Below are 25,754 nucleotides of genomic sequence, written 5' to 3' on the forward strand. Positions count from 1 at the left end.
CCTCAGCGGAAGCGGTCGGGCCGGTCGAGGTAATCCCCGACATAGGCCTTCACCGCGTCCTCGAGCGTCGTGAAGCCGCCGTTATAGCCGGCGCGGTGGAGACGATCGACCTTGCTCTGGGTGAAATACTGATAGGCGCCGCGGATCTGCTCGGGCATGTCGATATATTCGATGTTGGGCCTGGTGCCGAGCGCTGCGTAAGCGGCGAGCATCAGGTCCTTGAAGCTACACGCCGTCCCGGTGCCGACATTGAACAGCCCAGACACCGCGGGCGTGGCCAGCAGCCACATAATCACGCGCACGACGTCATCGACATAGATGAAGTCGCGGCGCTGATCGCCGTCGGCGATGCCCTCGCGATGCGACTTGAACAACTGCACGACGCGGCCCGCCTTGACGTCGTCAAAGCGGCGCGCCAGCACGCTCATCATCGAGCCCTTGTGGTATTCGTTGGGCCCGAACACGTTGAAGAATTTCAAGCCCACGTGTTGCGGCGGCAGCGGATCGCCGTTCGCGACACGCCCGGCGACCGCGAGATCGAACATGTGCTTGCTCCAGCCGTAGAGATTCATCGGCCGCAGCTTCTTCAATGCGACGACCGAAGCGTCGTCGTCAAAACCTGCCTCACCGTCGCCATAGGTCGCCGCGGAGGAGGCGTAAATGAACGGCACCGCGCCCGCCGTGCACCAATCGAGCAGTCGCATGGACGTGCGAAAATTGGTTTCGAACACGAGGTCACCGTCGGTCGCGGTGGTCGCGGAAATCGCCCCGAGATGGATCATTGCATCCAGCTTGCGGTCCTTCAGCCAATCGAGCAGCTCGGCTGGCGGGACGATATCGACAAGCTGGCGCTTGGCGAGGTTCCGCCACTTGCCGTCGTTGCCAAGCAAATCACTGACCACCACGTCGCTGCGACCGGCATCGTTCAACGCGGCCACGACATTCGACCCGATAAAACCGGCTCCCCCGGTCACCAGCAACATTCCGAAATTCCCTGCCCGATATTTGCGGCCCGGTCCTGCCGTAGCGCATGATCCGCCAAAGTGTAAGCAGTTTCGGGATGGGCCCTTGGTCCGCTTTACCTGCCGCTCCGGAGCGGCTAACCCGACGCCACCATCAGCACGCCTTCGGCCCGTTAACGAATGAATCTTGATTCGCAACTTAGCGAGAATGCAGACCGGGGCGACACCCGCCCGATCCTAATCGTTCCATACATGTGGATCGGCGATTTCGTCCGAAATCACACCGTCGTGCGGGTCCTGAAGGAGCGCTGGCCGAATCGGCCGGTCGACCTCCTGACCACATCGCTCTGCGCCCCGCTGGTCGATTACATGCCCGGCGTGCGGAAGGGCGTTGTCTGGGACCTGCCCCGCGGCCGTCTCGCCGTCGCCCGCCAACTCGGCTTGGCGAAGCTTTTACGGAAACGGAACTACGGCACCGCCCTGGTGCTGCCGCGGACCTGGAAGGCGGCCATCGCGCCTGCGCTGGCCGGCATCCCTGAAAGGATCGGCTTCGTGGGCGAGTTCCGGTTTGGCCTGCTCAATCGCTGGCGTTGGGGGGAGAAAAAGCTGCCCCGCTTCATCGACAAGAACGCCGCCCTCGCCCAGCCCGACGGCGCCCCCCTGCCGGGGGAATGGCCGGTGCCGCAATTGCGCGTTCCCACTGAGGAGATCGCTCATTGGCGCAAGGCCAATGGCCTCAGCGCCCGTCCCGCCGTCGCCCTCGCGCCAGGATCGGTCGGCGTCTCCAAGCGCTGGACCTATTATCCCGAGGCCGCTCGCCTGCTGGTCGAACGCGGCCTCGACGTCTGGGTGGTCGGGGGTCCCGCAGAAAAGGGGCTTGCCCAGGAGATCGTCGCGGCCGGCGGCTCTGAGGTCCGCGACCTCACCGGTAACGACCTGCGCAACGGCGTGCTGGCCATGGCCGCGGCGGGCGTTGCCATCTCCAACGATTCAGGCCTGATGCACATCGCAGCCGCGCTCGGCACGCCTACCATGGGCATCTTCGGCCCGACCAGCCCATACCTGTGGGCGCCCCTCAACGGCCTCGCCGCAACCGTGGTGCAGACCAAGAGCGTACTGGCATGCCAGCCGTGCCAGAACACGACCTGCAGGATGAACGACCATCGCTGCATGCGGGATATCGCCGCGAGCGAGGTGGTAGCGATTGCAAGGGATGTGCTGACCAGGACGCAGGCAAATGTCTAACAGCGGCCCCGCCAAACCTGCCGCCTTCCTCGATCGCGACGGCGTCATCAACCATGACGACGCCTATATCGGCACGCGAGACCGCATCCGCTGGATGCCCAACGTCGCCAAGGCCATTCGCCGTCTCAACGAGGCTGGCTATTTTGTGTTCGTCTTCACCAACCAGTCTGGCGTCGCGCGCGGCCTCTTCACCGAGGACGACGTGAACAACCTGCACGGCTGGATGCGCGAGGAACTCGCCCGCGACGGCGCGCGGATCGACGACCTCCGCTTCTGTCCGTATCATCCGCAAGGAACAGTCGCCGGCTACATCGGGGAGCACGATTGGCGAAAGCCCGCGCCCGGCATGCTGCGCGATCTCCTCCAGCACTGGCCGGTAGAGCTCGACGGCAGCTTCGTCATAGGGGATCAGGCCCGCGACATCGAAGCTGGCAAAGCGCTCGGACTGCCGGGCTTTCTGTTTCCAGGCGGCGATCTCGATGAGTTCGTGACGGAGGTGCTCGCGCAGGTCAGGCGGCCGTAGACGGCTCGCGACCGCCCAAGTTTCCTCAACCTAACATATGTTGCTTACACCCTCGGGAAGACTTGGCATTCTCTCAAGTTCTCCAGGGGAGAGCCATGGACGAAGATTTCATTAAAGGCCGCGCCGAGCATATCCGCGAGCTCGCCACCAAGGCGGATCCGTTCACCAAAAAGCGTCTGATCGAGCTTGCCGACAGCTATGAGCGCCGGCTTCGCTCGCCCCCCTACGCCCCGGAAAGACCAACTCCGCGTCTTCAGCCGCAGACGTACCGCTAGACGTGCCGAATGAGAAGGAACGCAAGAGCCAGCGAGTCGTCTTCGAGCGGCCGCTGCCGGCGCAGATGATGGCGATCGACGGCACCTGGCGCCGGCCCTGTTTTGTCAAGGACGTCTCCGAAAACGACGCCACGCTCCGCGTCGAGAGCTCAATCGAGGGGCTCACACTGACGGAATTCTTTCTGCTGCTTTCCTCGACCGGACTTGCCTATCGGAGATGCCAGCTTGATCGCGTCAATGGCGACGAACTCGAAGTCAGCTTTCTGAGGCAGAAAGCCAAGAAAAAGCCGAACCGAGAGACACTGGCGTGATCGAGCCGTGCAGGTTCGCTCGCGGCTGAGTCGGGGCACCGGACCGCGACCCGGTCGTCATCGAATTTTCGAGATAAGATCGGTCCAACTCTGTTTTGCCCGCCGACAAGTCAAACGAATTTCGCAAAATCCGCATCGTTGTCGGACCGCTTTGTGAGCCATCATTTTGTCTAGCCTCCAACTGTGCTTGGGGTTGTTTTCGAGATTCTGGCCGGCGGCGCCGAAACGTCGGCTGTTCAGAGCAGCGGCCGATAGACTTCGCCGATCCGCGCCGCTTCGGCATCGAGACTGAATCTGTCCAGAACCCGCGCCCTTCCCCGCTCGCCCATCGCAGTTGCCGCAGCGACGTCGCGCATCAGCGCTTCGAGTGCTGTCGCCAAAGCATCGGCATCACCCGTCGGGATCAGTAACCCGCTCACGCCATCCTCGACCACGAGCTCGGCAGCGCCAGCACGTGTCGCGACGAGCGCGCTGCCGGCGGCCATAGCCTCGATCAGCGTGAGGCCAAAACCTTCGTTGCGCGAGGTGAAGGCGTAGATCGTCAGCCGCTGATACCAGCGCTGTACCTGCTCGATCGGCAGCTCGCCGGTGATGACGATGCGCGATTGCAGACCCGCAGCTTCGATGCGTTTCTTCAGGTCATTGGCAAAGGGCGTTTGTTCGGCCGTGACCTGGCCGACGATCACAGCGGTAAAGTCAGGATAGCGCGGCAGCAATCGGCACATCGCTTCGACGAACAAATCGGTGCCCTTCTGCGCCCGCACGCGGCCGAAACAGCCGATCGCATAACGCCCCGGCAGACCGCTTTCGGCGAAAGCTGCCGCGCGATTGATCGGCGGTGCATAGGCGCCGGTGTCGATGCCGTGCGGGATCACCGTCGCTTTCACTTTCAGGAATGAGGCCGATATATTTGACGTGGCAATGATCGCGTCCATGCGCCGGATCAGCCAGCGCGTGATCCAGCTGTGATGCCGCTGCGCCGCCGAGGTGAACACCAATTTCAGCGGCCAGCCGAGTGCGCGCAGCACGACGCCTGCGATCATCTCGTTGTTGCGGCGGGCATGCCAAATCAGCGGCTTCTTGCGGCCCCAAAGTTTCAGGACGTCGGTGACGCCAAGCCGCGCAATCCCCTCCGGCGCATCGGAACCGAACCAAACTGCGCGGTACAGCTTTGCCAGTCGCGGCGCCACCATCCGGTTGGTCGCGGTGACCCCGGAATAGCGCCTGTGCAGATTTGGCACGATCACTTCCAGATCGCCGGGGGAATTCGCCACGTCACGCTCCATTTAGTGTCCCCCTATACGCAACATTAAGCATAGTGGCCAGTTCACGGCTGCCGATACCCCCTCTTCACCACGCAGACGCTAGCATCCGCGTTGATCGAAGACGGGTGAGATCATGACTGTGCTAGTCACCGGCGGCGCCGGCTATATCGGAAGTCACACGGTCCTGGCGCTGGCGGAAGCCGGCGAGGATGTCGTCGTGATTGACGATCTCTCGACCGGCTTCTCAGCCTATCTGCCCGAGGGCGTGCCGCTGTTCATTGGCGATGCGGGCGACGAGAATTTACTCGAGGGCGTGATCGCCCAGCACGACATCGAGAGCATCATCCATTTCGCGGGCTCCGTCGTGGTGCCGGATTCGATGCGCGATCCGCTCGGCTACTACCGCAACAATTTCATGACCGCGCGCAACCTGCTCAACGTCGCGGTCAAGCGCGGCATCAGCCGCTTCATCTTTTCCTCGACCGCCGCCGTCTACGGCAATCCGGACCAGGTGCCGGTGCCCGAGCACGCGCCGACCCGGCCGCTCTCTCCTTACGGCTCGTCCAAGCTGATGACCGAGATCATGCTGCACGACGTCGCCGCCGCCTACGGCATGAAGTATGTGAGCTTGCGCTATTTTAACGTCGCGGGTGCGGATCCGCAGGCGCGCATCGGGCTTGCCACGGTTGGTGCCACCCATCTGCTCAAGATCGCGGTCGAGGCTGCGACCGGCCAGCGCGCCAAGATCGACGTGTTCGGCACCGACTATCCGACCCCGGACGGAAGCTGCATTCGGGACTTCATCCACGTCACCGACCTCTCGCAGGCGCATCGCTCGGCGCTGGCCTACCTGCGCAACGGCGGCGCCTCGACCACGCTGAATTGCGGGTATGGCCGCGGCTATTCGGTGCTTGAAACCATCGACGCGGTGCGCCGGGTGTCCGGCCGCAGCTTCGCCGTGCAATATGCCCCGCGCCGGCCCGGCGACATCATGACCATGGTCGCCGACACCAGCCGCATCCGCGGCCTGCTCGACTGGAAGCCGCAATACGACGACCTCGAGACCATCGCGGCGCACGCACTGGCTTGGGAGGACAAGCTGTTCCGCGAGCGCCACGGCGAGCTCCGCCACGCCGTCTCGGCTTAAAATCGCTTCCGGCGCAAGCCCTTAATTGGGCTTGAAAAGCGGAGCTTTAGCGGGCACAGAGGCCATTCGATCCCTGACGCGCGGGCAGGCTTTTCGCCTTGGCCGTCAATGGACACCGGATGGCCCAGTTTCCAAAGAAAATCACCGACGATCCCTATGCGGCAGCGGTCCTGATTCGCCGCCTGGTCATGGAACAGGGGGTCGTCTATTGGCGGCGTTACCTTGTTGCCTTTGCGCTGATGGCGGCTGCCGCGGGCGCCACCGCCGGCGCGACCTACGTACTCGGCCAGGTCATTAACCAGGCCTATGTCGACAAGAACATCCCGGGCATTGCGATGTTCTCAGGCGTCACGGTGGTGCTGCTCTTCATCAAGGGCGTAGCAACCTACGGCCACATGGTGATCCTGACCAAGATCAGTAACGCTATCCTTGCCACGAACCAGCGCCAGCTGTTCGCCAAGCTGATGCGCGAGAGCGTCGGCTTCTTCTCAGAGCGGCATTCATCAGAATTCCTGGCGCGGCTCACGGCCGGTGCCAAATCGATCACCGATGTGCTCAACATGCTGGTGAACGCTATCGGGCGCGACCTCCTGATGCTGCTCGCCATGATCGGCGTGATGGTGTGGCAGGACCCGTTGATGTCGTTCATCGGCCTTGTCGCTGTGCCGCCGGCGATGCTGGTGCTGCGCAAGCTGGTCAAGCGCATCAAGGGGCTCGCCTACAACCAGTTCACCGGCACTGCCGACATCATGGAGACGATGCAGGAGTCACTGCAAGGCATCCGCACGGTCAAGGCGTTCACGCTTGAAGACACCATGCAGAAGCGCATCGACGAGAACATCGCGATCGTCGAGCGCAACGCCAACAAGATGGCCCGCGTCGCCAACCGCTCCAATCCGCTGATGGAAATGCTGGGCGGTTTCGCGGTCGCCGGCTGTCTGATGTACGGCGGCTACGCGGTGGTCGCACTCAACGCCACGCCCGGCGCGTTCTTCTCCTTCATGACCGCGTTCCTGATGGCGACCGAACCGGCCAAGCGGCTGGCGCGGCTCAACATCGATCTCAACAGCCAGCTGGTCGGCGCCCGCATGCTGCTCGAAATCATCGACAGCCCGGCGAGCGAGCAGTCCGATGACGACAAGCCGGCGCTGAAGCTCTCCGACGCACAGATCGAACTGCGTGGTGTGAGCTTCTCCTATCGTTCGGGCGAGACTGTGCTCAACCGCATGAGCTTCACAGCCGAGCCCGGCAAGGTCACCGCGCTGGTCGGCCCCTCCGGCGGCGGCAAGTCGACTGTACTGGCGCTGCTGCTGCGGTTCTACGAGGTCACGCAAGGCGACATCGTGATCGACGGCCAGTCGATCGGCGCGGTCTCCCGCAAGTCGCTGCGCGCGCAAACCGCCTATGTCGGCCAGGACGTCTATCTGTTCCGCGACACCATCCGGAGCAACATCGCCTTCGGCAGGCCGGGCGCGAGCGAGGACGAGATCATCGACGCCGCGAAGGCGGCCTGCGCGCATGATTTCATCATGGGCTTCCCACTCGGCTACGATACGCCGGTCGGCGAGCACGGCACACAGCTTTCGGGCGGCCAACGCCAGCGCATCGCGGTAGCGCGCGCGCTGATCAAGAACGCACCGATCATCCTGTTGGACGAAGCCACCGCGGCGCTTGATTCCGAATCCGAGCGGCAGGTGCAGGAGGCGATCGAGCATCTGTGCCAGAACCGCACCACCATCGTGATCGCGCATCGCCTGCACACCATCATGCATGCCGACAGCATCCTGGTGGTCGAGGGCGGCGAGATCGTCGAACGGGGCCGGCACGAGGAATTGCTACGTCGCGGCGGCCGCTACGCCTCATTCTTCCGCCTGCAACATCACGACGCCGGCGCTCTGGCGCCGATCAGCGCTACCGCATAGAGTTCTCTCATCCACCCAGAGCAGCGAGATCGCTCCATGAACGCCGCCTCCTACGTCATCCCGCTTCCGCCCCAGGCTTCGCTTCCCGTCGTTGGAGAAAGCGGCCGCTATCCCGTGCGCCGCATCTGGTGCGTCGGCCGCAACTATCTCGAGCACATCCGCGAGATGGGCAACGACGAGCGCGCCCCGCCGTTCTTCTTCGCCAAGCATGCCGACATGCTGGTGCCCGATGGGGCCACCATTCCCTATCCGCCGCTGACCAAGGATCTGCATCACGAGGTCGAACTCATCGTTGCGATGAAGAGCGGCGGGCTCAACATCCCCGCCGACAAGGCGCTCGACCACGTCTACGGCTACGCCGTCGGCATCGACCTCACCCGTCGCGATCTTCAGATCGCCTCGCGCAAGAAGGAGCGCCCATGGGAGATCGGCAAGTCGTTCGACGGCTCTGCCCCCTGCTCCGCAATTCAGCCGGCCTCGAAGATCGGCCACCCCTCAAAGGGCAAGATCTGGCTCACGGTGAACGGCAAGGAAGCCCAGAAGGGTGACCTTACCGAGCTGATCTGGAACGTGCCGGAGATCATCTGGCAGCTCTCGCAGCAGGTGAAGCTCGCCGCCGGCGACATCATCATGACCGGCACGCCGGCCGGTGTGTCGCAGCTCCAACCCGGCGACAAGCTCGAATGCGGCGTCGATGGCGTCGGCACGTTAAAGGTGAGCATCGGCCAGCCGGAGTAAAGCTGAGCTCCAGTCACAGAAAAGCAAAAAGCCCCGGATGTCGCGTCCGGGGCTTTTTTGCGGTCTCAAGCTCGCCGCTCGTGCGCGCCCACCGCGTTGATGTCCTTGCCGGTGTAATCGGTCATCATCGCGGTGGCGGCCAGCGTCAGGACCGCGCAAATCGCGATGTAGACTGCAATGGCGGTTGCAGAGTGGAATGTGCCGAACAGCCAAGTGGCGATCAGCGGCGCCGGACCGCCGGCAATCACGGATGCGAGCTGATATCCGAGCGAGGAGCCGCTGTAGCGCAAGCGTCCGGTGAAGCTCTCGGCGATCAAGGCGGCTTGCGGCCCATACTGCATGTCGTGCGGAATTAGCGACAGGATGATCGCCACGAAGATGATAGTCAGCGATCCCGTGTTGAGCATCGCGAAATAGATGAAGCCGAAGATGCCCGTCGCCGCCGCGCCGAGCATGTACATGTTCTTGCGGCCGATCTGGTCGGAGATGTGGCCGCACAGCGGGATGGAGATGAACGACAGCACCGAAGCCGACAGCACCGAGGTGAGCAGGAAGTCGCGCGAGACGTGCAGGGTGCCGATGCCATAGGAGAAGACGAAGGCCGTGAAGATGTAGAACGGTGCCTGCTCCGACATGCGCGCGAAGGCGGACAGCAGGATCTCCTTCGGATAGTCACGGATCACCGTCAGCATCGGCGTGCGGTCGACCTGACGCTCAGCCACAAGCTTCGAGAACACCGGCGTTTCAAGAATGCCAAGCCGGATGTAAAGGCCGACAGCGACCAGAATGATGCTGAGCGCGAACGGAATGCGCCAGCCCCAGGCCAGGAACTGATCGCCCGCCATCTGGCTGAACGCCAGCACGGCGAGGTTGGCGAGGAACAGGCCGCAGGGCACGCCGAATTGCGGCCACGATGCGATCAGTCCTCGGGATTGGTCGTTGCGAGCCCATTCCATCGACATCAGCACCGAGCCGCCCCACTCGCCGCCGACGCCGACGCCCTGAACGAACCGTAGCACAGTGAGAATCACGGCGCCCCAGATGCCGATGCTCGCATAGCTCGGCACCACAGCCACCGCGGCGGTCGCCAGCCCCATCAAGAGCAGCGTCGCGATCAGTGTGGATTTACGTCCGATGCGGTCGCCATAATGGCCGAAGATCGCCGCGCCAATCGGGCGCGCGACGAAGCCGACCGCGTAGATCGCAAACGCCTCCAGCGTGCCAACCCAGGGATCGGAGTTCGGAAAGAACAGCTTCGCGAACACCAGACCCGTGACGGTGCTATAGAGAAAGAAGTCATACCATTCGATCGCTGTCCCGATCGTGGAGGCGATCACGGCGCGTCGAAGCTGCCGCTGGTGCTCGTATACAGTGAGTTGAGTGGAGTCGAGGCCAAGTGTTGCCATGGGAATGCTCCCTCGGACAGGCCCCCGCTCGCGGGTTTCATCGGTTGTTCGTTGCGGAATAAACGATGTTGGGTTCCAAGGGTTCCAGCTGAGACCGGAACGCGAAGCTAAAACTTTAGTCGGCCGATGGAGGGGGCCGTGACTGCATGGTTACCAGGCCTTCACCTGACGATTGGCATGGCTTGCCTGCGGAACACCGCGGTTGAGCGACATGTGCGAATGCACGCAGAGCCAGCCATCGGCGCTCCTGGCAAACACCATGGTCGCGCGGCCCGGCCGTGAGAACGCGCTGCCATCGGGATGATAGCCCGTGCTCGTCCAGGGCGCGATCACTGTCGCCATCGTGCCGTCGGACGAGGCCAGGATCGAAGCCTGATCGAGGACGAAGCGGAAGTCGGTCGTCTTCGGCCAGACGTTGTCCCATTGCGTCGAGACCCATTGGTCGAGGCCGGGAATGACGTCGTTGTGCGTGCCGAAGGCGAGCACGTCAGGATGAAAGAGCGGCCTCGCCGAGGCATAGTCAACCTCGCGGACGTAGCCCGCGAAGGTCTCAAGCCACTGACGGAAGAACTGATCTGTCTCGCTGTCAGCGGTCGGCAACGAGGTCATTCCTCTGCTCCAGACACGTCCAACTTCGCCGATCACTTCAGCGCTGAAAAAACAATCAGGCCGAGAACCAGCGCCGTTAGCGAGTATTTCAGCGTGTAGTAGACGTTGCGGTTCCACTCCTTGACCTTGCGGCTGCCGAGATGGATCTCGTAGAGCTTGCCGAACACCTTGTTGAGCACGCCGACATTCTCGCCCTCGACGTTCTGGGTCGCCGACGCCTTAACGATGTGATGGCTGACCCAGCGGTTGATCGCGGTCATGAAGCCGAACTTCATCGGGCGCTCGACATCACAGAACAGGATGATGCGGTTGACGTCGGTCGCGTTCTCCGCGCTGTGAATGAACGTCTCGTCGAACATGAAAGCCTCGCCGTCACGCCAGACGCATTCGACGCCGTCAACGAGGATGCGGCACTTGTTCGAGTTGGGCGTGACCAGGCCGAGGTGATAGCGTAGCGAGCCGGCGAAGGGATCGCGGTGGGCACCGAGCTTGCCGCCGGGCGGCAGCATTGCGAACATCGCGCCATGCACGCTCGGGATCGATTTGAGCAGCTCTACCGTCTTCGGGCACAACGTGTTCGCCGACGGCAGGAAGTCGTCGTACCACTTGAGGTAAAACCGCTTCCAGCCGCTCTTGAAGAACGAATAGAAACCCCAGTCGTTGTTCTTGGCAGCCGCGCGGATGAAACCTTCATCGAACAGGCGGATGGCCTCGTCGCGGATCGTCTCCCAGTTCTCGCTGAGTGGCTTCAACTCCGGAAACTGCTCGACGGCGATCACCGGCTTGTTCGGCACGGCCGAGCCCGCATACATCAGCACATTGTAGGGAGCGAGATATGTCGAGTGGTCCCCGAGCTGGCGCGCGAAGCGCAACCGCTGCTTGCCCCGGAAATGAACGTAGATGGTCGATGCCGCAAGTACATACAAAATGACGAGTTGCGGCGCAAAAAGCTGTTTCAGCATTTTCCCCAATCCCAAGTGACCCAGCCGGGTGTCGTGTAACCTGACCCAGCCCAAGCGGCAAGGTATTCACCGGTGGGTTGCAATCACGCCGGGGAGAGCCAAGCCGGCCTGGAACTCGGGCAAAGCCGGCAAAAAGGGGCCAAATTAGGCTCGCGACAGCGCCTGAAGACCCTTGAAAGTCAGGCGCTTGGGGTCGGTGACGCCAGCGAGATAGAGCTGGCGGATAAAGGCAACCACAGCCTTGCGGTCGCAATCGGTCAGCGCGACGACGGCGTCGACCGCGATCTTCTGGGCTTCCATTGGGCTCACCTCGGCTTTTGCGAGTAACCCCGGCGGAGAGAGGCTAAGCCTCATCCGTTAATCCGGCGTTAACCGTTCGGAACCGTCGCCAATGCAGCCCAACGGCGCATGGGCATTCGCGGCGTCGCCGGAATGTCTAGCGCGACTTGAGGCTGTTCTTGAGTTGGGCAAAATGCTTCTTCAGCCGCGGCACGGCAAAGTCGGTGAAGGCTCGCACCTTGGGCACCGAGAGCCGGCCCTGCGGAGCGATCAAATGTGCCGGCATCTCCGGATCCTCGTCGCCAGCGAGCACGAGCGCAAGCTCACCGCGAGCGACCTGCTCGGCGACCTGGTACGAATACATCCGCGCGATGCCGCGTCCGGCAACCGCCGAGGCCACCGCCGCATAGGTGCTGTTGACGACAAGGCGCGGAGTAAACTGGACCGTCCGCGGCGCTGACGAGCCGGCTTGCGCCGTAAAGGTCCACGAATTCGGAAGGTGGGCCATTGCCACGATCTGGTGCTTGGCGAGATCGCCAGGCTCGGTGATGCGCGGATGCTGCTTCAGATAGTGCGGCGCGGCCACCACGACGCGGCTGGTCTCGCCGACCCGCATGGCCACCATCGCCGAATCGGCGAGAGGACCAATGCGCAGTGCGACATCGACGCCCTCCTCGATCAGATTGACCGCCCGATCGAACAGCAGCAGCTTGGCCGACACTGTCGGATAGGCATCTAGAAACGCATCGAGGATCGGTCGCAGCACCATCTCTCCGGACACCACAGGCGCCGTGATCGTGAGCAGGCCTCGCGGTACCGTGCGCGGTCCGGCCGCGATGTCATCGGCCTCATCCAACTCGGTGAGCACGCGGCGGCACACCGCGACGTAGCGCTCGCCCTCCTCGCTCAACTTGATCGAGCGCGTGGTCCGGTGCAGCAGCTCGGTGCCCATCCGCGCTTCCAGGAAGGCGATGGCGCGGCTGACCGCCGCCGGCGACCGGCCGAGCTTGCGGCCTGCCGCCGCGAGACTGCCTTCGTCCACCGCAAGGACAAACACCTTCATCGCATCCAGACGATCCATGCCCTTCCGTCCCTCCGTGAATCCGTGGGCAGGCTAGGCGTTCGCTCTCATCACGACAACTGGCGCCCGGCGCCAATCCCGTATTCGTACGCGCCGCGAAAGAGTGTCTGCCGGACAGCGCGTATTCGCAGCCAGCCGATCCCGGCGTACCTCAATGGTCAAGTCGGCCCAATGCCGGCACGGACCAACAACAGGAGCCCGTCATGGGTATCGAGCAGAAGGTCGCCATCATCACTGGAGCATCGCAGGGCATCGGCGCCGCTCTGGTTCAGGGTTTTCGCGATCGCAATTATCGTGTCGTCGCAACCTCGCGCTCCATCAAGCCATCGGCTGACGACGATGTCCTCGCCATTCCCGGCGACATCGCTGACCGGAAGACGGCCGAGCGCGTGGTCGCACAAGCCACCGCCCGCTTCGGCCGCATCGACACGCTGGTCAACAATGCAGGTATCTTCGTCGCCAAGCCGTTCACGCACTACACGGCCGAGGATTACGCGGCGGTGATGGGCACCAACGTCGCCGGCTTCTTCAACATCACGCAGCTCGCCATTGCCGAGATGGAGAAGCAGGGATCTGGCCATATTGTCCAGATCACGACCACTCTGGTCGATCACGCCAATTCAAACGTACCCTCGGTGCTGGCGTCGCTCAGCAAGGGCGGGCTGAACGCCGCGACCAAGTCGCTCGCGATCGAATACGCCCCACGCGGCATTCGCGTGAACGCGGTTGCGCCAGGGATCATCAAGTCGCCAATGCACCCGGTCGCGACGCACGCCCAGCTCGGCGCGATGCACCCGGTCGGCCACATGGGCGAGATGTCCGACATCGTTGAAGCCGTGCTCTATCTCGAAGGTGCATCCTTCGTCACCGGCGAGATCCTGCATGTCGATGGCGGCCAGAGCGCCGGCCATTGAGATCCAGCGGGGCCAACAGATGCGCAGGAGGCCGATGTGACCGAATTGAATGCCGACACCAAACCTCTGGTCCATACCCGGCCGCATGCGCGGCCGGGTGCAGGCTGGCGATATGCGATCGCGGGACTCGCCGCATCCCTGGTCGGACTTGGCCTTGCCCGCTTCTCCTATACTCCGCTGATTCCGGCTCTGATCGCGGCAAAGTGGTTCAGCGCCTCCGACGTCGTCTATCTCGGCGCTGCAAACCTCGCCGGCTATCTCGCCGGCGCGCTCGCGGCGCGATCTGTTGCCGCCCGCCTCGGCGCCGTTCGCGCACTGCGGGGGATGATGCTGCTGGCCACCCTCTCCTTCTTTGCCAGCTCAGCACCCGTGTCCTTCACCTGGTTCTTCATCTGCCGTTTCCTCTCCGGCCTCACCGGTGGCATCATTATGGTGCTGGCGGCCTCCGTCATCCTTCCGCACACCTCGCCTGTCCGGCGAGGCATCGTGGGCGGCGTGATCTTTGCGGGCGTTGGCCTCGGCGTCGCCGCATCGGGCACGCTGGTGCCGCTGTTGCTCCAACAGGGCTTGCGGCAGAGCTGGTATGGTCTTGGCACGCTCTCGGCTATTCTGACGCTCGCGAGCTGGTGGAATTGGCCTGCGGAAGCTACGACTGATACCGCGCCTTCGCGCAGTGCGAAGCAGCATCACACCTCCTCCGCCGCTCGTGCGCTGCTCATCCAGTACGGGCTCAATGCCGTGGCGTTGGTACCGCACATGGTCTTCATCGTCGATTTCGTCGCGCGCGGTCTACCAAGGCATTGCGGCGGGATCGCGCTATTGGGTTCTGTATGGGCTCGGCGCGATCATCGGCCCACTGGTCACCGGCCATCTCGGCGACCGCTCCGGCTTCGGCCCAGCTCTGCGCGCGGCCTTTTTGGTCGAGGCGGTCGCCGTGTTGCTCCCAACCGTCAGCACCGCACCGATTTCGTTGATCGTGTCCAGCATCGTGGTTGGCGGCTTCACGCCGGGCATCGTGCCGCTGGTGCTCGGACGAATCCATGAGCTCATCCCGCATGCGACGGAGCAGCAACGGGCGACATGGAGCCATGCCACCACCAGCTTTGCCCTGTTCCAGGCTGCCGCCGCTTATGGCTTCTCCTGGATCTATGCTCAGACAGGAGGCGACTATCCGGTCCTGTTCGCGCTCGGCGGCGGCGCCGTGGTCCTGGCGCTGGCGATCGATCTTTGCCTCGCACTCATCACGCGCAAAGCCTAGAACCGACCATAGCGGCGTGATCAGGAATATCGCATCACGCCGTCATCAATTCGGCCGAAGCGCAAGGAGACGATGTCGAGCGCATAGTTCTGATAGAGCCGCCAAGGCCGCTTCGAGCCTTGTTTCGGCATTTTTGCGACCGAGCGCTGCACATAGCCCGAGGTGAAATCAAGCGAGGGCTGTGCGGTGATCTCAGGGTCGTCGTTGTGCGGCATGCACTGGCGGAAATTATGCCGGTCCATGTAGTTGATGAGCCGGCAGACGTATTCGCAGGTCAGGTCGCATTTGAGCGTCCAGGATGCGTTGGTGTAACCGAAGGCCGACGCCATGTTCGGCACGTCGGCATACATCATACCCTTGTAGGTCAGGGTGTGCGCGAAATCGACGGCGCGGCCATCGACGCTGACCTCCAGGCCACCGACGACCTGAAGCACCAGGCCCGTCGCCGTCACGATGATGTCGGCGGCAAGCTCGCTGCCGTCCTTCAAACGGATGCCATCGTGGGTAAAAGTGTCGATCTCGTTCGTAACGACGGCGGCCCGCTTTTCGCGGATCGCCCTGAACAGATCGCCATCCGGCACGAGACAGAGCCGCTGATCCCAGGGGTTGTAGCGTGGCGTGAAATGGGTTGCGATATCGTAGTCCGGTCCGAGCGCCATACGCACGCCGCCAAGGATGAGGTTCTTCACCTTATCGGGTCGCCGCCGGCTCAGCTGGAAGAAGAACATCCCCCACATCACATTGCGCCAGCGGATCAAATGATAGGCGAGCCGCGCAGGCAGGTTGCGGCGGAGTTTGTTTGCAACGGGATCCTGCGCCGGACGCGACACCACATAAGTCGGCGAGCGTTGCAACATGGTGACCTGCGCCGCTTTCTTCGCAAGCTCCGGCACCAGCGTCACCGCGGTCGCACCCGAGCCGATCACGACCACGCGCTTGCCCGCATAGTCGATATCGTCGGTCCATTTCTGCGGATGCACGATCCGGCCGGCGAAATCCGCGACGCCCTTGAACTCCGGCGTGTAGCCCGCCTCGTACTTGTAGTAGCCCGAGCACATGAACAGGAAATTGCAGCTGAAGCGCAAGAGTTCCGTCATGCCCTCGCCAGTCGTGCGCTCGACCTCGACGGTCCAGCGCGCCTCAGGCGTCGACCACCCGGCGCGTTTGACCCGGTGGCGGAAGCGGATGTGCTTATCGATGCCATTCTCGGCTGCCGTCTCGCGCACATAGTTCAGGATCTGCGGCCCATCCGCGATCGCCTTCGGATCGGTCCACGGCTTAAAGGAATAGCCAAGCGTGAACATGTCGCTGTCGGAGCGGATGCCCGGATAACGAAACAGGTCCCAGGTGCCGCCGATACAGTCGCGCCCCTCCAGGATGACATAGCTCTTGCCTGGGCACTTTTTCTGAAGATGATAGCCCGCGCCGATGCCCGATAGCCCGGCACCGACGATGAGCACGTCGAAATATTCCTCTTGAAGAGCGCTCGTCATCGGATCTCCTCCCGGGGAGGATTGTCCGATCCTTGCGGCGGCCAGTCAACGGGCCAGGATGGTGGAATATGCTCGACGGTGCTCCATCGACAGCGCGCCGAGCAAGATGAACGGCGGGATGAAGAACAGTGGCCCGAAGGCGAGCCCGCTCAATTTGGCAAGCGAGGCGGCCATGAGGGGCAGCAACAGCAGCATTGCCGCGCCGGCATCGAACCAGTGGGCGGAGATTTGCGAGTGCTGCTGAGCGTTCTTGAGCCACACCACGGCAAATGCGCCAATCACGAGGTCGTAGTCCTGAAGATAGGGCGTGGCGAGGCAGGTACCGACAACGACGAGTGCATTGCGAATGGGCGCCGGATCGTCGCGCAACCAGCTCCAGCCAACGACCAATGCTGCCGCGAGCGCGAACACCCCCTGTACTGCGTAGGACAATTCAACGGTCCCCCCAAGGCGCCGGACCGACACGAAGACCGAGATCATTCGATGCCAGACCCCGGAGCCATCCTCGAGGATCACCGTGCGCAGCACCGAAACATGGTGCTGGTACTCGGCCCAGACGGCGGGGCCAAAGACTATCGTGCTGGCGCAGATGAGCAGGAGCGCGGTGACTGCGGCCGCAATGACCACGCGCCATCGCCGACCCGCGATCATCGCAACAGGAAGCATCAATGCCAGGTGCGGCTTGTAGACCAGGAGCCCGAACAAGACCCCTGCAAGGGTTGGCCGGCGATCCACCAGCAGCAGGCCCCCACCCAATACGCCGGCCGTCAATGCGCCGTTTTGTCCGCCGATCGCATTGATGAACATGGCAGGCGCCGCGAGCGAGAGCAGCAGCGCATTGTCGCCGGCGGCGAGCTTCAGCGCGCGATAGAAGCCATACCAGGTCGACGCCAGCCAGACGAAGAGGGCCGGGACATAGGGAACGAGCGCGAGCGGTGCGGTCAGCAGCAGAAGAACCGGCGGGTAGGAATAGTGATACAGATCGATATGCGGCCCGACCACCGAGGTCTCGAAGTCGTGGAAGGTGGCGAAGTCGTAGACCTCGGCTGCGCGGCCATGCAGAGCCAGATAGGCTCCCGACCAATAATTGATGAAATCATCGCCAAACGGGCTGCGAATGCCGTCCGTGAGACCGACGCGGGTTCGCCCCAGGAGATCGACCACATAGCCGATCGCCGCAACCGCGATCCAGCAACGCGCAACAACACGCAGACGGTCCGGATTGAACAGCTCCGTGCCGGGTGCCTGCGGCTGGGGGGCCCGAAATCTCTCTGACTGATCTGCAGACGTCATGGGGGCGCTGGCCGTTGGGAATGGAGGCCAACCATGCAACAGGGCCGTTAGGGCCTCGTTAACAGCCGGCGACGCTTGAAAGAACGACGACAGCAAAGTCCATATGGTTCGAAAAAAGGCCCCTGATCGCTCAGGGGCCTTTCCGATCTCAGTAGCGATAATGATCGCTCTTGTACGGGCCTTCCTGCTTCACGCCGATATAATCGGCCTGATCCTTGCGCAGCTCGGTGAGCTTGACGCCGATCTTGGCGAGATGCAGGCGCGCAACCTTCTCGTCGAGCGTCTTCGGCAGCACGTAGACTTCCTTCTTGTACTTGCCGTCCTTGTTGTTGGCGAACAGCTCGATCTGCGCCAGCGTCTGGTTGGTGAAGGATGCCGACATCACGAAGGAAGGATGGCCCATGGCGTTGCCGAGGTTCACGAGACGCCCTTCCGACAGCAGGATGATGCGGTGCTTGTCGGGGAATTCGATCTCGTCGACCTGCGGCTTGATGTTGGTCCACTTCAGATTGCGCAGACCCGCGATCTGGATCTCGTTGTCGAAGTGGCCGATGTTGCAGACGATGGCGCGATCCTTCATCGCGCGCATGTGCTCGATGGTGATGATGTCCTTGTTGCCGGTCGCCGTGACGAAGATGTCGGCGCGGGGCGCGGCATCTTCCATCGTCGTGACCTCGTATCCTTCCATCGCGGCCTGGAGCGCGCAGATCGGATCGACTTCCGACACCATCACGCGGCAGCCGGCCTGGCGCAGCGAGGCCGCCGAGCCTTTACCCACGTCGCCGAAGCCCGCGACCATGGCGGTCTTGCCCGACATCATCACGTCGGTGCCGCGGCGGATGCCGTCGACCAGCGATTCACGGCAGCCATAGAGGTTGTCGAACTTCGACTTGGTGACGCTGTCGTTGACGTTGATCGCCGGCCACAGCAACGTGCCGGCCTTCTGCATCTCGTAGAGGCGATGAACGCCCGTGGTGGTCTCTTCGGAGACGCCCTTGATGCTGCTGGCGATGCCGGCGAAGTAACCTTTCGGCTTTTCCTTGAGCTGCTTCTTCAACAGCGCGAAGAAGACTTCTTCTTCCTCGGAGCCGGGCTTATCGAGGAAGGCGGTGTCGCCGTTCTCGGCGCGCAAGCCGAGATGGACGTACATGGTGGCGTCACCGCCGTCGTCGAGGATCATGTTCGGGTGACCGCCGCCGTGCCAGTCGAACAGCTTAGCTGTGTAGTCCCAGTAATCTTTCAGCGTCTCACCCTTGACGGCGAAGACGGGAATGCCGGCGGCGGCGATTGCCGCCGCGGCGTGATCCTGCGTCGAATAGATGTTGCAGGAGACCCAGCGGATGTCGGCGCCGAGGGCTGCCAGCGTCTCGATCAGCACGCCGGTCTGGATCGTCATGTGCAGGGAGCCGGCAATGCGCGCACCCTTCAACGGCTGCTTCGGGCCGTACTCCTCGCGGGTTGCCATCAGGCCGGGCATCTCGGTCTCGGCGAGCGAGAGCTCCTTGCGGCCGAAATCGGCGAGCGAAATGTCCTTGACGATGTAATCGGTGAAGCCGGGCTTCGCGTTCATAAGGGGGATCCTGTTTGTTTGGCTCGTCATTCCGGGGCGCTCGTGCATCGAGCGAACCCTGAATCCGGCAGTTCGAGATTCCGGGGTACCGCTGCTGCAGCGCCCCGGAACGACGCAAGAAAATTAAAGCGCGCGCTTGAGCGGCTCGACGAGATCCGTCTTCTCCCAGGAGAAGCCGCCCTCATTGTCGGGCGTGCGGCCGAAATGGCCGTAGGCCGAGGTGCGCGCGTAGATCGGGCGGTTGAGGTCGAGATGGCGGCGGATGCCGCGGGGCGTCAGATCCATCGCCTGCGCCGCCGCCTTCTCGAGCTGGTCCTCCGACACCTTACCGGTGCCGTGCGTGTCGATGTAGATCGACAGCGGGCGCGCCACGCCGATGGCGTAGGCGAGCTGCAAGGTGCAGCGATCGGCAAGACCGGCAGCCACGATGTTCTTGGCGACGTAGCGCGCAGCATAGGCCGCGGAGCGATCGACCTTGGTCGGGTCCTTGCCGGAGAACGCGCCGCCACCGTGCGGGGCCGCGCCACCGTAGGTATCCACGATGATCTTGCGGCCGGTCAGGCCGGTGTCGCCGTCGGGACCGCCGATGAAGAACTTTCCGGTCGGGTTGATGTGCCAGATCGTCTTCGGCGTGATCCAGTCCTTCGGCAGCGCCTCGCGGACATAGGGCTCGACGATGTCGCGGATCTGCTTGGACGAGATGTCCTCGACCAGATGCTGGTGCGACACCACGATCTCGCGCACGCCGACCGGCTTGCCGTTCTCGTACTGCACGGTGACCTGGCTCTTGGAGTCGGGACCCAGCACCTTCTCCTTGCCGGAGTGACGGGCTTCGGAGATGAGGCGAAGGATCTTGTGAGCGTAGAAGATCGGGGCCGGCATCAGGTCGGGTGTCTCGTTGGTGGCGTAGCCGAACATGATGCCCTGGTCGCCCGCGCCCTCTTCCTTTACTTCGCCCGGCTGCAGCGCATCGACGCCTTGCGCGATGTCGGCCGACTGCGGATGCAAGAGGATTTCGATGTCGGCCTTCTGCCAGTGGAAACCTTCCTGCTCGTAGCCGATGTCCTTGATGGCTTCGCGCACGACGCTTTCGATTTGCTCGTTGGTCACCGATTTCGGTCCGCGGGTCTCGCCAGCGATCACCACCTTGTTGGTAGTCGCGAGCGTTTCGCAGGCGGCGCGGATCTGCCACGGGTCGATGCCGGCCTTCGGCCCTTCGCGGTAGAACAGGTCGACGATTTCGTCGGAGATCCGGTCGCAGACCTTGTCCGGATGGCCTTCGGACACGGACTCGCTGGTGAAGAGATAGGACGCGCGCATCAAGAAACCCCTTGTTCCACCGCTACCGGCGGACGTTTGCGATGTTTACAGTTGGATTATGTCAATCACGCCGGCGCGAGATGACGTAGGATTCGTCGAGAAACCAGAGCCCGTTGTACTTTCGCAGCACATCCCTGGCGGCATCCAGAGTGCGGCCGTTTTGAGTCATATCAGTCAACCGGTCGTCCTCAATCTGAGCGACATACACCGCCGCATTCCACGCTGCAAAGGCCGTCGAGGTTCCGATCGTACCCGTCACCTCGTTGGGCAGCGCTTCCATATCATACCTGAAGATCGAACGGTTATCCGCGTAAGCATTAAAATTGAGGTCGCGGCCCAACGATCCGAGTTCGTACTTAACGGCGCGCAATAGCTCATGACGGCTTACCGAGAAAGGATTTTCTCCGGGCCAGATCGCCTGGATCATTTCCATGCCGGGATCGTGCCCATGGGAATGGATACCGATCAGGCGACCGCCCGGCCGCAAGGCCCGTGCCAGCGGTGCAATGATGCGTTTGGCCCGGAAGTTGACCGAGGACAGAGCCCGGTATGGCTGGGACGCAATGACGAGGTCGAAATTGGCCTCGGCCTGCCCCGGCCGTGGAATGGTCGAATCGAGCAGAAACCTGTGGTCCTCGCGGTAGAGCACGAGAACGACTGGTCTCTCATACAGCGGCATGGCCGTGCGTGGGCTGATCGCGGCACGCCAGTTCTGCTCCAGAAATGGCCGCAGCTCGGCAATCTGCTGCTCGAACTCGCCTGACGAGGCCCCTCGCAGCGGGACTTCGTGCCATACCGTGGCGGCGGCGGCAGCTGGCGAAGCCGGCGTCAGCCAGGGTGCCTCCGAGTAGAACATGTTGGTGAAGACGAAAACCGATGCCGGATGCTCAAAAATGCGGTCGGGCACCTTCTCCAGCGACAGGCGCAGATCTTCGAGGCTGAGCTCCTTGCCCGCGACATAGAACGGCATGTGTGGATAGCGCTGGTGCGTGGCACGGAGCACCCGCGCCAGCACCGTACCGTCGCCGACCCCGGCGTCGAAAATGCGCAAAGCCGGCGGGCGCGGATGGATGGTGGCAAGCTCCAGCGCCACCCGGTCGGCGATCACCCGCTTCTCGCTGCAGGTGTGGACGAACAGCAGATATTTCTGCCGGTTCTCGAAGAAGCGGAAATTGCCCCGTGGATCGCGCTTTTCCGGGGGCACTTGGAGCCCGCGCGGAGGCGGCAGGCCGCCGGTCGTCGAGGCTGCGATATAGGCTTGGATACGCTCCAGCGTGTCGATCGTGATCCGTTTGCCCTCACGCAGGCGGTGCACGAGCTTCCCATCGTTCACCGCACGCCGGCCGAACGTCGATTCCGCCATATCCGCCTTGCGGCAGAACTCCGTGATTTGGCTCAGGATTTCGTCGTTCTTCATGAGTGGGAGAATGGTGGGCAGGAGAATTGGGACTTTCGTCCGTAGCAAATTCTGCCCACTGAGGGAATACCACCGGCTGCTTTACCCCACGTCAGATATCGGGCGTGAACCCCAAGGCGCCGCCGGGCAACAAACAAAACACTTCTTCTCAAGGAAACAGCACATGCGCCGCCTGCTCGTCGCGCTCACCCTGCTTGCCGCCTTCCTGGGGTCGGCGCCGGCATCAGCTCAATCGCGCAGTCAGCTCGGGCCGCTCTGCACAACCGAGACGACGCCGGCGGACCAGATGGTCGACGCTTGCACCAAGATCATCGCCTTGAAGGTCTTCAAGGGCGAGCAACTCGCGACCGTCTATTTCTGGCGCGCGGTGGGCTCGAACAAGAAAGGCGACTACGCCAAAGTGATCGCCGACACCACCGAGGCGATCCGGCTCCAGCCGAGCCAGGCGGTCTACAACTTGCGGGGCTCCGCCTATTACGACAAGGGCGACTACGACATCGCCATCGCGGATTTCGACGATGCGCTGAAGCTCGGCCCGCCCAGCGGCATCATCTTCCATAACCGCGGCAATGCCTGGCGCGGCAAGGGCAACTACGCCAAGGCCATCGATGACTACGATAAGTCGATCAAGGCCGATCCGAAATCGGCATTCTCGTTCCAGAACCGCGGCATCGCGAAGGAAGCGCTTGGCGATCTCGATGGCGCACTCACCGACATCAACCAGGCGATCCGGCTTGATCCGACACTGCCGCAGCCGTTGATCAACCGCACCGCGATCTGGCGCGCGAGAGGCGATCTCGATCGGGCCATTGCCGACGGCAGCGAGGCGATCCGGCTTGCCAAGGACAAGCCACCGGTCAACATCATGACGCCGCCGAACAGCGTGCTGATCTCCGCGTATACGCATCGCGCGCTGGCCTATGAGGCCAAGGGCGACTACGCACACGCAAAGGACGACTACAACGCCTCGCTGGCGATCGCAGCGTCCGACGCCGGCAGCAAGGCCAATCAGGCCACCGCAAAGGTGCGGCTGTCATTGGTAACGGAGACAACTGCGCCAATCCCGCGCGATGCGCCCTCGCCGACGAGCCAGCCGGCAGCAGCCCCTATCCCACAGCAGACGGGCGCGCCAGCCGCGTCTTCGTCTGCGCCAGCCGTTCGCGGTAGCCGCATGGCGCTGGTCATCGGCAACGGCGCCTACGCACATGTGAAGGCTTTGCCCAATCCATCCAACGACGCGCGCGCTGTTGCAAAAAGCCTGCGCGACATCGGCTTCACGGTGTCAGAGGGGATCGATCTCGATCGTGCCGCGATGCAGAAGATGACGCGCGACTTCTTGCGCGAAGCGGCGCGAGCGCAGGTCGCCCTGGTCTACTATGCCGGCCATGGCGTGCAGGTCGACGGCCGCAACTATCTCATTCCCGTCGACGTCGAGCTCAAGTCGGGCGCCAATATGACGCAAGCGATGATCGACATGGATACGATCATGGCCGGCCTCGACGATCAGGTTCGTACCAACATTCTGATTTTCGATGCCTGCCGCAACAATCCGATGGCGCAGCAGGTCGCAAGCGCCGGCAGCAGCCGCAGCATCGAGGGCGCACCCGGCCTCGCCGCGCCGTCAAGCCTCGGATCCGGTGCAACGTTGGGAGCCGGCACGCTGATCGCATTCGCGACCGCGCCGGGCCAGGTCGCGCTCGACGGCGAAGGCGCCAACTCCCCGTTCTCCGCCGCGCTCTCCCGCCACATCGGCACCCCGGGGCTGGAGGTCCAGCAGATGCTGACGCGCGTGCGAGCCGAGGTGGTCTCGACCACGAAGAACAAGCAGGTGCCGTGGTCGAACTCCTCGCTGTTGGGCGAAGTATATCTGACGGAAAAGTGACGGTGACGATTGTGCCGCCACGTCAGGATCGAGAAGCCATCGGCTACACACTCGTTGTCATCGCCCGTCTTTGATCGGGCTCGAAGGCTTTCTTAGCCATTGGTACCGGACAGGAACTTTCACAAAATGCATCGGTTCTCACCGGGAACAAGAGTCTTTTGTCCATGCGCAACATCCGCTGGATTGCCATCATTCCGTTCGTGGCGCTGATACTCGGTCCGTTCTTCGTCAATCGGGCGGATCCACTGATCCTTGGCTTGCCATTCCTGCTGGCCTGGATCGTCGTGTGGATCCTGATCACGTCACTCATCATGGCCGTGATCTACGCGGCCGATCCCGCCAACCGGGGGGAAGAGTCGTGAACAGCGCGCTGCCCTTCATTGTCGCCGCCGCGCTGCTGGCGCTTGCGCTGGGCTTTCTCGCCCGTCGAGGAAAGGACATGAGCCTGGAACAGTGGACCGTGGGTGGGCGCGGCTTCGGCGCGATCTTCGTGTTCCTGCTGCTCGCCGGAGAGATCTACACGACCTTCACCTTCCTCGGAGGCAGCGGCTACGCCTACGGCAAGGGTGCCCCGGCTTATTACATTCTCTCCTATGGCACCCTGGCCTACGTGCTGTCCTATTTCATGCTGCCGCCGATCTGGCGCTATGCCAAGGAACACCGGCTATACTCCCAATCGGACTTCTTCGTGCGCAAATACGATAGTCCGGCACTGGGCGTCATTGTCGCGATCGTCGATATCGTGGCCTTGATCCCCTACCTCGTTCTTCAGTTCAAGGGGCTGGGAATCATCGTCGAGGTCGCCGGCTATGAGGCGATCTCCTCCACCGTCGCGATCTGGAGCGGCGCAATTGTCGTGGCCGCCTATGTGATGGTCTCAGGCGTACACGGCTCGGCCTGGACCTCGGTCGCCAAGGATCTCTTTATCCTCGTCGTCGTGATCTTCCTTGGGGTGTACATACCCCATCACTATTACGGCGGACTCGCCTCGATGTTCTCGGCGATCGAACAGGCGAAACCAGGCTTCACCGTGCTGCCGCCGCACGGCGAAAGCCTGTGGTGGTTTTCCTCGACCGTGCTGCTCACGGCGCTCGGGTTCTACATGTGGCCGCACAGCTTCGGCTCGATCTATACGGCCAGAAGCGCCAGGGTCATTCGCAAGAACGCGATTGTGCTGCCGCTCTATCAGCTCATCCTGCTGTTCGTGTTTTTCGTGGGCTTCGCAGCGATCCTTCAGGTTCCCGGACTCACTGGCCCGAACATCGATTTGGCTCTGTTCAAGCTGTCCGTGAAGACATTCGACCCTTGGTTCGTTGGTGTGATCGGCGCGACGGGTGTGCTCACTGCCCTGGTGCCTGGATCGATGATCCTGATGACTGCGGCGACCTTGATCGCCAACAATCTTTACCGCGCATTCGATCCATCGGCTGACGATCGAAGAGTGTCTCTGCTGGCACGACTCCTGGTGCCGGTCGTGGCGCTGGTTGCCGTGTTTTTCACATTGAAGGGCGGGCAGACTATCGTTGCGTTGCTGCTGATGGGCTACAGCCTGGTCACCCAGCTGTTTCCATCACTCGTGCTCAGCCTCGCAGAACGCAACATCGCAACGCGCGAAGGCGCGATGGCGGGCATTATCGCCGGCGTTGCCACGGTTGCCCTTGTCAGCCTGACTGGCGTGAATTTCCACAAGCTGCCGTGGCTGCCGCCGGAGATCCAGGATCTCAACATCGGCATTGTCGCGCTGATCGTGAATTTCTTCGTACTGATCGTGGTGAGCGCCGTGACCCGGCACGCCGCCGAGCCCGGGCGCGTTGCGGCGGAATAACACGACGCGGCGATCTACCGACTAGTCGTGGAGAATGACAGTTATATTGGACTTCGC

At 62.7% G+C, this 25,754-nt stretch carries 23 protein-coding genes and 1 pseudogene; 12 read left to right on the forward strand and 12 right to left on the reverse strand.

Annotation, left to right across the window (positions count from 1 at the left end):
- Positions 1–2: 2 nt before the first annotated feature.
- On the reverse strand, positions 3–983 hold the full coding sequence (gene rfaD / locus IF809_RS07205; protein ID WP_462837209.1) for an ADP-glyceromanno-heptose 6-epimerase: 981 nt from the start codon (positions 981–983) through the stop codon (positions 3–5).
- 159 nt (positions 984–1,142) lie between these two features.
- Here rfaD and waaF point away from each other — a divergent pair, with 159 nt between their 5' ends.
- From waaF to IF809_RS07225, 4 genes are all read left to right on the forward strand, one after another.
- A complete protein-coding gene (gene waaF / locus IF809_RS07210; protein ID WP_462837210.1) occupies positions 1,143–2,207 on the forward strand; it encodes a lipopolysaccharide heptosyltransferase II in 1,065 nt (354 codons plus the stop codon).
- On the forward strand, positions 2,200–2,730 hold the full coding sequence (locus IF809_RS07215; RefSeq protein WP_462837211.1) for a D-glycero-alpha-D-manno-heptose-1,7-bisphosphate 7-phosphatase: 531 nt from the start codon (positions 2,200–2,202) through the stop codon (positions 2,728–2,730). The genes waaF and IF809_RS07215 overlap by 8 nt, the downstream gene beginning before the upstream one ends.
- 95 nt (positions 2,731–2,825) lie before the next feature.
- On the forward strand, positions 2,826–3,005 hold the full coding sequence (locus IF809_RS07220) for a hypothetical protein (RefSeq protein WP_453996835.1): 180 nt from the start codon (positions 2,826–2,828) through the stop codon (positions 3,003–3,005).
- A 65-nt stretch (positions 3,006–3,070) separates the two neighbouring features.
- The gene (locus tag IF809_RS07225; RefSeq protein ID WP_453996833.1) at positions 3,071–3,316 is read left to right on the forward strand and encodes a PilZ domain-containing protein; all 246 of its coding nucleotides are present in this window, start codon (positions 3,071–3,073) and stop codon (positions 3,314–3,316) included.
- A 236-nt stretch (positions 3,317–3,552) separates the two neighbouring features.
- On the opposite strand, the gene IF809_RS07230 is transcribed toward IF809_RS07225, so the two are convergent.
- Positions 3,553–4,590, reverse strand: a complete 1,038-nt coding sequence (locus IF809_RS07230) for a glycosyltransferase family 4 protein (RefSeq protein ID WP_462837212.1) — start codon at positions 4,588–4,590, stop codon at positions 3,553–3,555.
- A 124-nt stretch (positions 4,591–4,714) separates the two neighbouring features.
- On the opposite strand from IF809_RS07230, the gene galE reads away from it, so the two are divergent.
- The 3 genes from galE to IF809_RS07245 all read left to right on the forward strand — a co-directional run bounded on the left by galE (position 4,715) and on the right by IF809_RS07245 (position 8,388).
- Positions 4,715–5,728 (forward strand): UDP-glucose 4-epimerase GalE, encoded by a 1,014-nt coding sequence (gene galE / locus IF809_RS07235; RefSeq protein ID WP_453996829.1) that lies wholly within the window; start codon positions 4,715–4,717, stop codon positions 5,726–5,728.
- A gap of 119 nt (positions 5,729–5,847) precedes the next feature.
- Complete coding sequence (locus tag IF809_RS07240; protein ID WP_462837213.1) at positions 5,848–7,650, forward strand: ABC transporter ATP-binding protein; 1,803 nt, start codon at positions 5,848–5,850, stop codon at positions 7,648–7,650.
- Positions 7,651–7,686: 36 nt separating this feature from the next.
- Complete coding sequence (locus tag IF809_RS07245; protein WP_453982972.1) at positions 7,687–8,388, forward strand: fumarylacetoacetate hydrolase family protein; 702 nt, start codon at positions 7,687–7,689, stop codon at positions 8,386–8,388.
- A 65-nt stretch (positions 8,389–8,453) separates the two neighbouring features.
- Here the strand turns inward: IF809_RS07245 and IF809_RS07250 are convergent, their stop codons facing one another.
- The 5 genes from IF809_RS07250 to IF809_RS07270 form a co-directional block, all read right to left on the reverse strand.
- Positions 8,454–9,794, reverse strand: a complete 1,341-nt coding sequence (locus IF809_RS07250; protein ID WP_462837214.1) for an MFS transporter — start codon at positions 9,792–9,794, stop codon at positions 8,454–8,456.
- A gap of 150 nt (positions 9,795–9,944) precedes the next feature.
- The gene (locus IF809_RS07255) at positions 9,945–10,403 is read right to left on the reverse strand and encodes a YybH family protein (protein WP_462837215.1); all 459 of its coding nucleotides are present in this window, start codon (positions 10,401–10,403) and stop codon (positions 9,945–9,947) included.
- A 32-nt stretch (positions 10,404–10,435) separates the two neighbouring features.
- Positions 10,436–11,365 carry an aspartyl/asparaginyl beta-hydroxylase domain-containing protein gene (locus IF809_RS07260; protein WP_453996819.1) on the reverse strand — a complete coding sequence of 310 codons (930 nt, stop codon included), beginning with the start codon at positions 11,363–11,365 and terminating at the stop codon, positions 10,436–10,438.
- A 144-nt stretch (positions 11,366–11,509) separates the two neighbouring features.
- Positions 11,510–11,665 carry a hypothetical protein gene (locus IF809_RS07265; protein ID WP_164938570.1) on the reverse strand — a complete coding sequence of 52 codons (156 nt, stop codon included), beginning with the start codon at positions 11,663–11,665 and terminating at the stop codon, positions 11,510–11,512.
- A 136-nt stretch (positions 11,666–11,801) separates the two neighbouring features.
- Complete coding sequence (locus IF809_RS07270) at positions 11,802–12,725, reverse strand: LysR family transcriptional regulator (protein WP_462837216.1); 924 nt, start codon at positions 12,723–12,725, stop codon at positions 11,802–11,804.
- A 203-nt stretch (positions 12,726–12,928) separates the two neighbouring features.
- On the opposite strand from IF809_RS07270, the gene IF809_RS07275 reads away from it, so the two are divergent.
- Complete coding sequence (locus IF809_RS07275) at positions 12,929–13,639, forward strand: SDR family NAD(P)-dependent oxidoreductase (protein WP_462837217.1); 711 nt, start codon at positions 12,929–12,931, stop codon at positions 13,637–13,639.
- Positions 13,640–13,675: 36 nt separating this feature from the next.
- A pseudogene (locus IF809_RS07280) lies at positions 13,676–14,897 on the forward strand (MFS transporter).
- Positions 14,898–14,917: 20 nt separating this feature from the next.
- Here the strand turns inward: IF809_RS07280 and IF809_RS07285 are convergent.
- The 5 genes from IF809_RS07285 to IF809_RS07305 all read right to left on the reverse strand — a co-directional run bounded on the left by IF809_RS07285 (position 14,918) and on the right by IF809_RS07305 (position 21,990).
- Positions 14,918–16,390 carry a flavin-containing monooxygenase gene (locus IF809_RS07285; protein WP_462837218.1) on the reverse strand — a complete coding sequence of 491 codons (1,473 nt, stop codon included), beginning with the start codon at positions 16,388–16,390 and terminating at the stop codon, positions 14,918–14,920.
- 45 nt (positions 16,391–16,435) lie between these two features.
- A complete protein-coding gene (locus tag IF809_RS07290; protein ID WP_462837219.1) occupies positions 16,436–17,779 on the reverse strand; it encodes a glycosyltransferase family 87 protein in 1,344 nt (447 codons plus the stop codon).
- 52 nt (positions 17,780–17,831) lie between these two features.
- On the reverse strand, positions 17,832–19,253 hold the full coding sequence (ahcY, locus tag IF809_RS07295; protein WP_453982963.1) for an adenosylhomocysteinase: 1,422 nt from the start codon (positions 19,251–19,253) through the stop codon (positions 17,832–17,834).
- Between the two features lie 123 nt (positions 19,254–19,376).
- On the reverse strand, positions 19,377–20,573 hold the full coding sequence (gene metK / locus IF809_RS07300) for a methionine adenosyltransferase (RefSeq protein WP_453982962.1): 1,197 nt from the start codon (positions 20,571–20,573) through the stop codon (positions 19,377–19,379).
- 61 nt (positions 20,574–20,634) lie between these two features.
- Positions 20,635–21,990: a hypothetical protein gene (locus tag IF809_RS07305; RefSeq protein WP_128965318.1), complete on the reverse strand. Its 1,356-nt coding sequence runs from the start codon at positions 21,988–21,990 to the stop codon at positions 20,635–20,637.
- Between the two features lie 163 nt (positions 21,991–22,153).
- On the opposite strand from IF809_RS07305, the gene IF809_RS07310 reads away from it, so the two are divergent.
- From IF809_RS07310 to IF809_RS07320, 3 genes are all read left to right on the forward strand, one after another.
- On the forward strand, positions 22,154–23,872 hold the full coding sequence (locus tag IF809_RS07310) for a caspase family protein (protein WP_462837220.1): 1,719 nt from the start codon (positions 22,154–22,156) through the stop codon (positions 23,870–23,872).
- Between the two features lie 164 nt (positions 23,873–24,036).
- A complete protein-coding gene (locus IF809_RS07315; protein WP_453982960.1) occupies positions 24,037–24,234 on the forward strand; it encodes a DUF3311 domain-containing protein in 198 nt (65 codons plus the stop codon).
- Positions 24,231–25,697: a sodium:solute symporter family protein gene (locus IF809_RS07320; RefSeq protein WP_462837221.1), complete on the forward strand. Its 1,467-nt coding sequence runs from the start codon at positions 24,231–24,233 to the stop codon at positions 25,695–25,697. The genes IF809_RS07315 and IF809_RS07320 overlap by 4 nt, the downstream gene beginning before the upstream one ends.
- Positions 25,698–25,754 lie beyond the last annotated feature (57 nt).

The sequence above is a fragment of the Bradyrhizobium sp. UFLA06-24 genome (assembly GCF_054967145.1).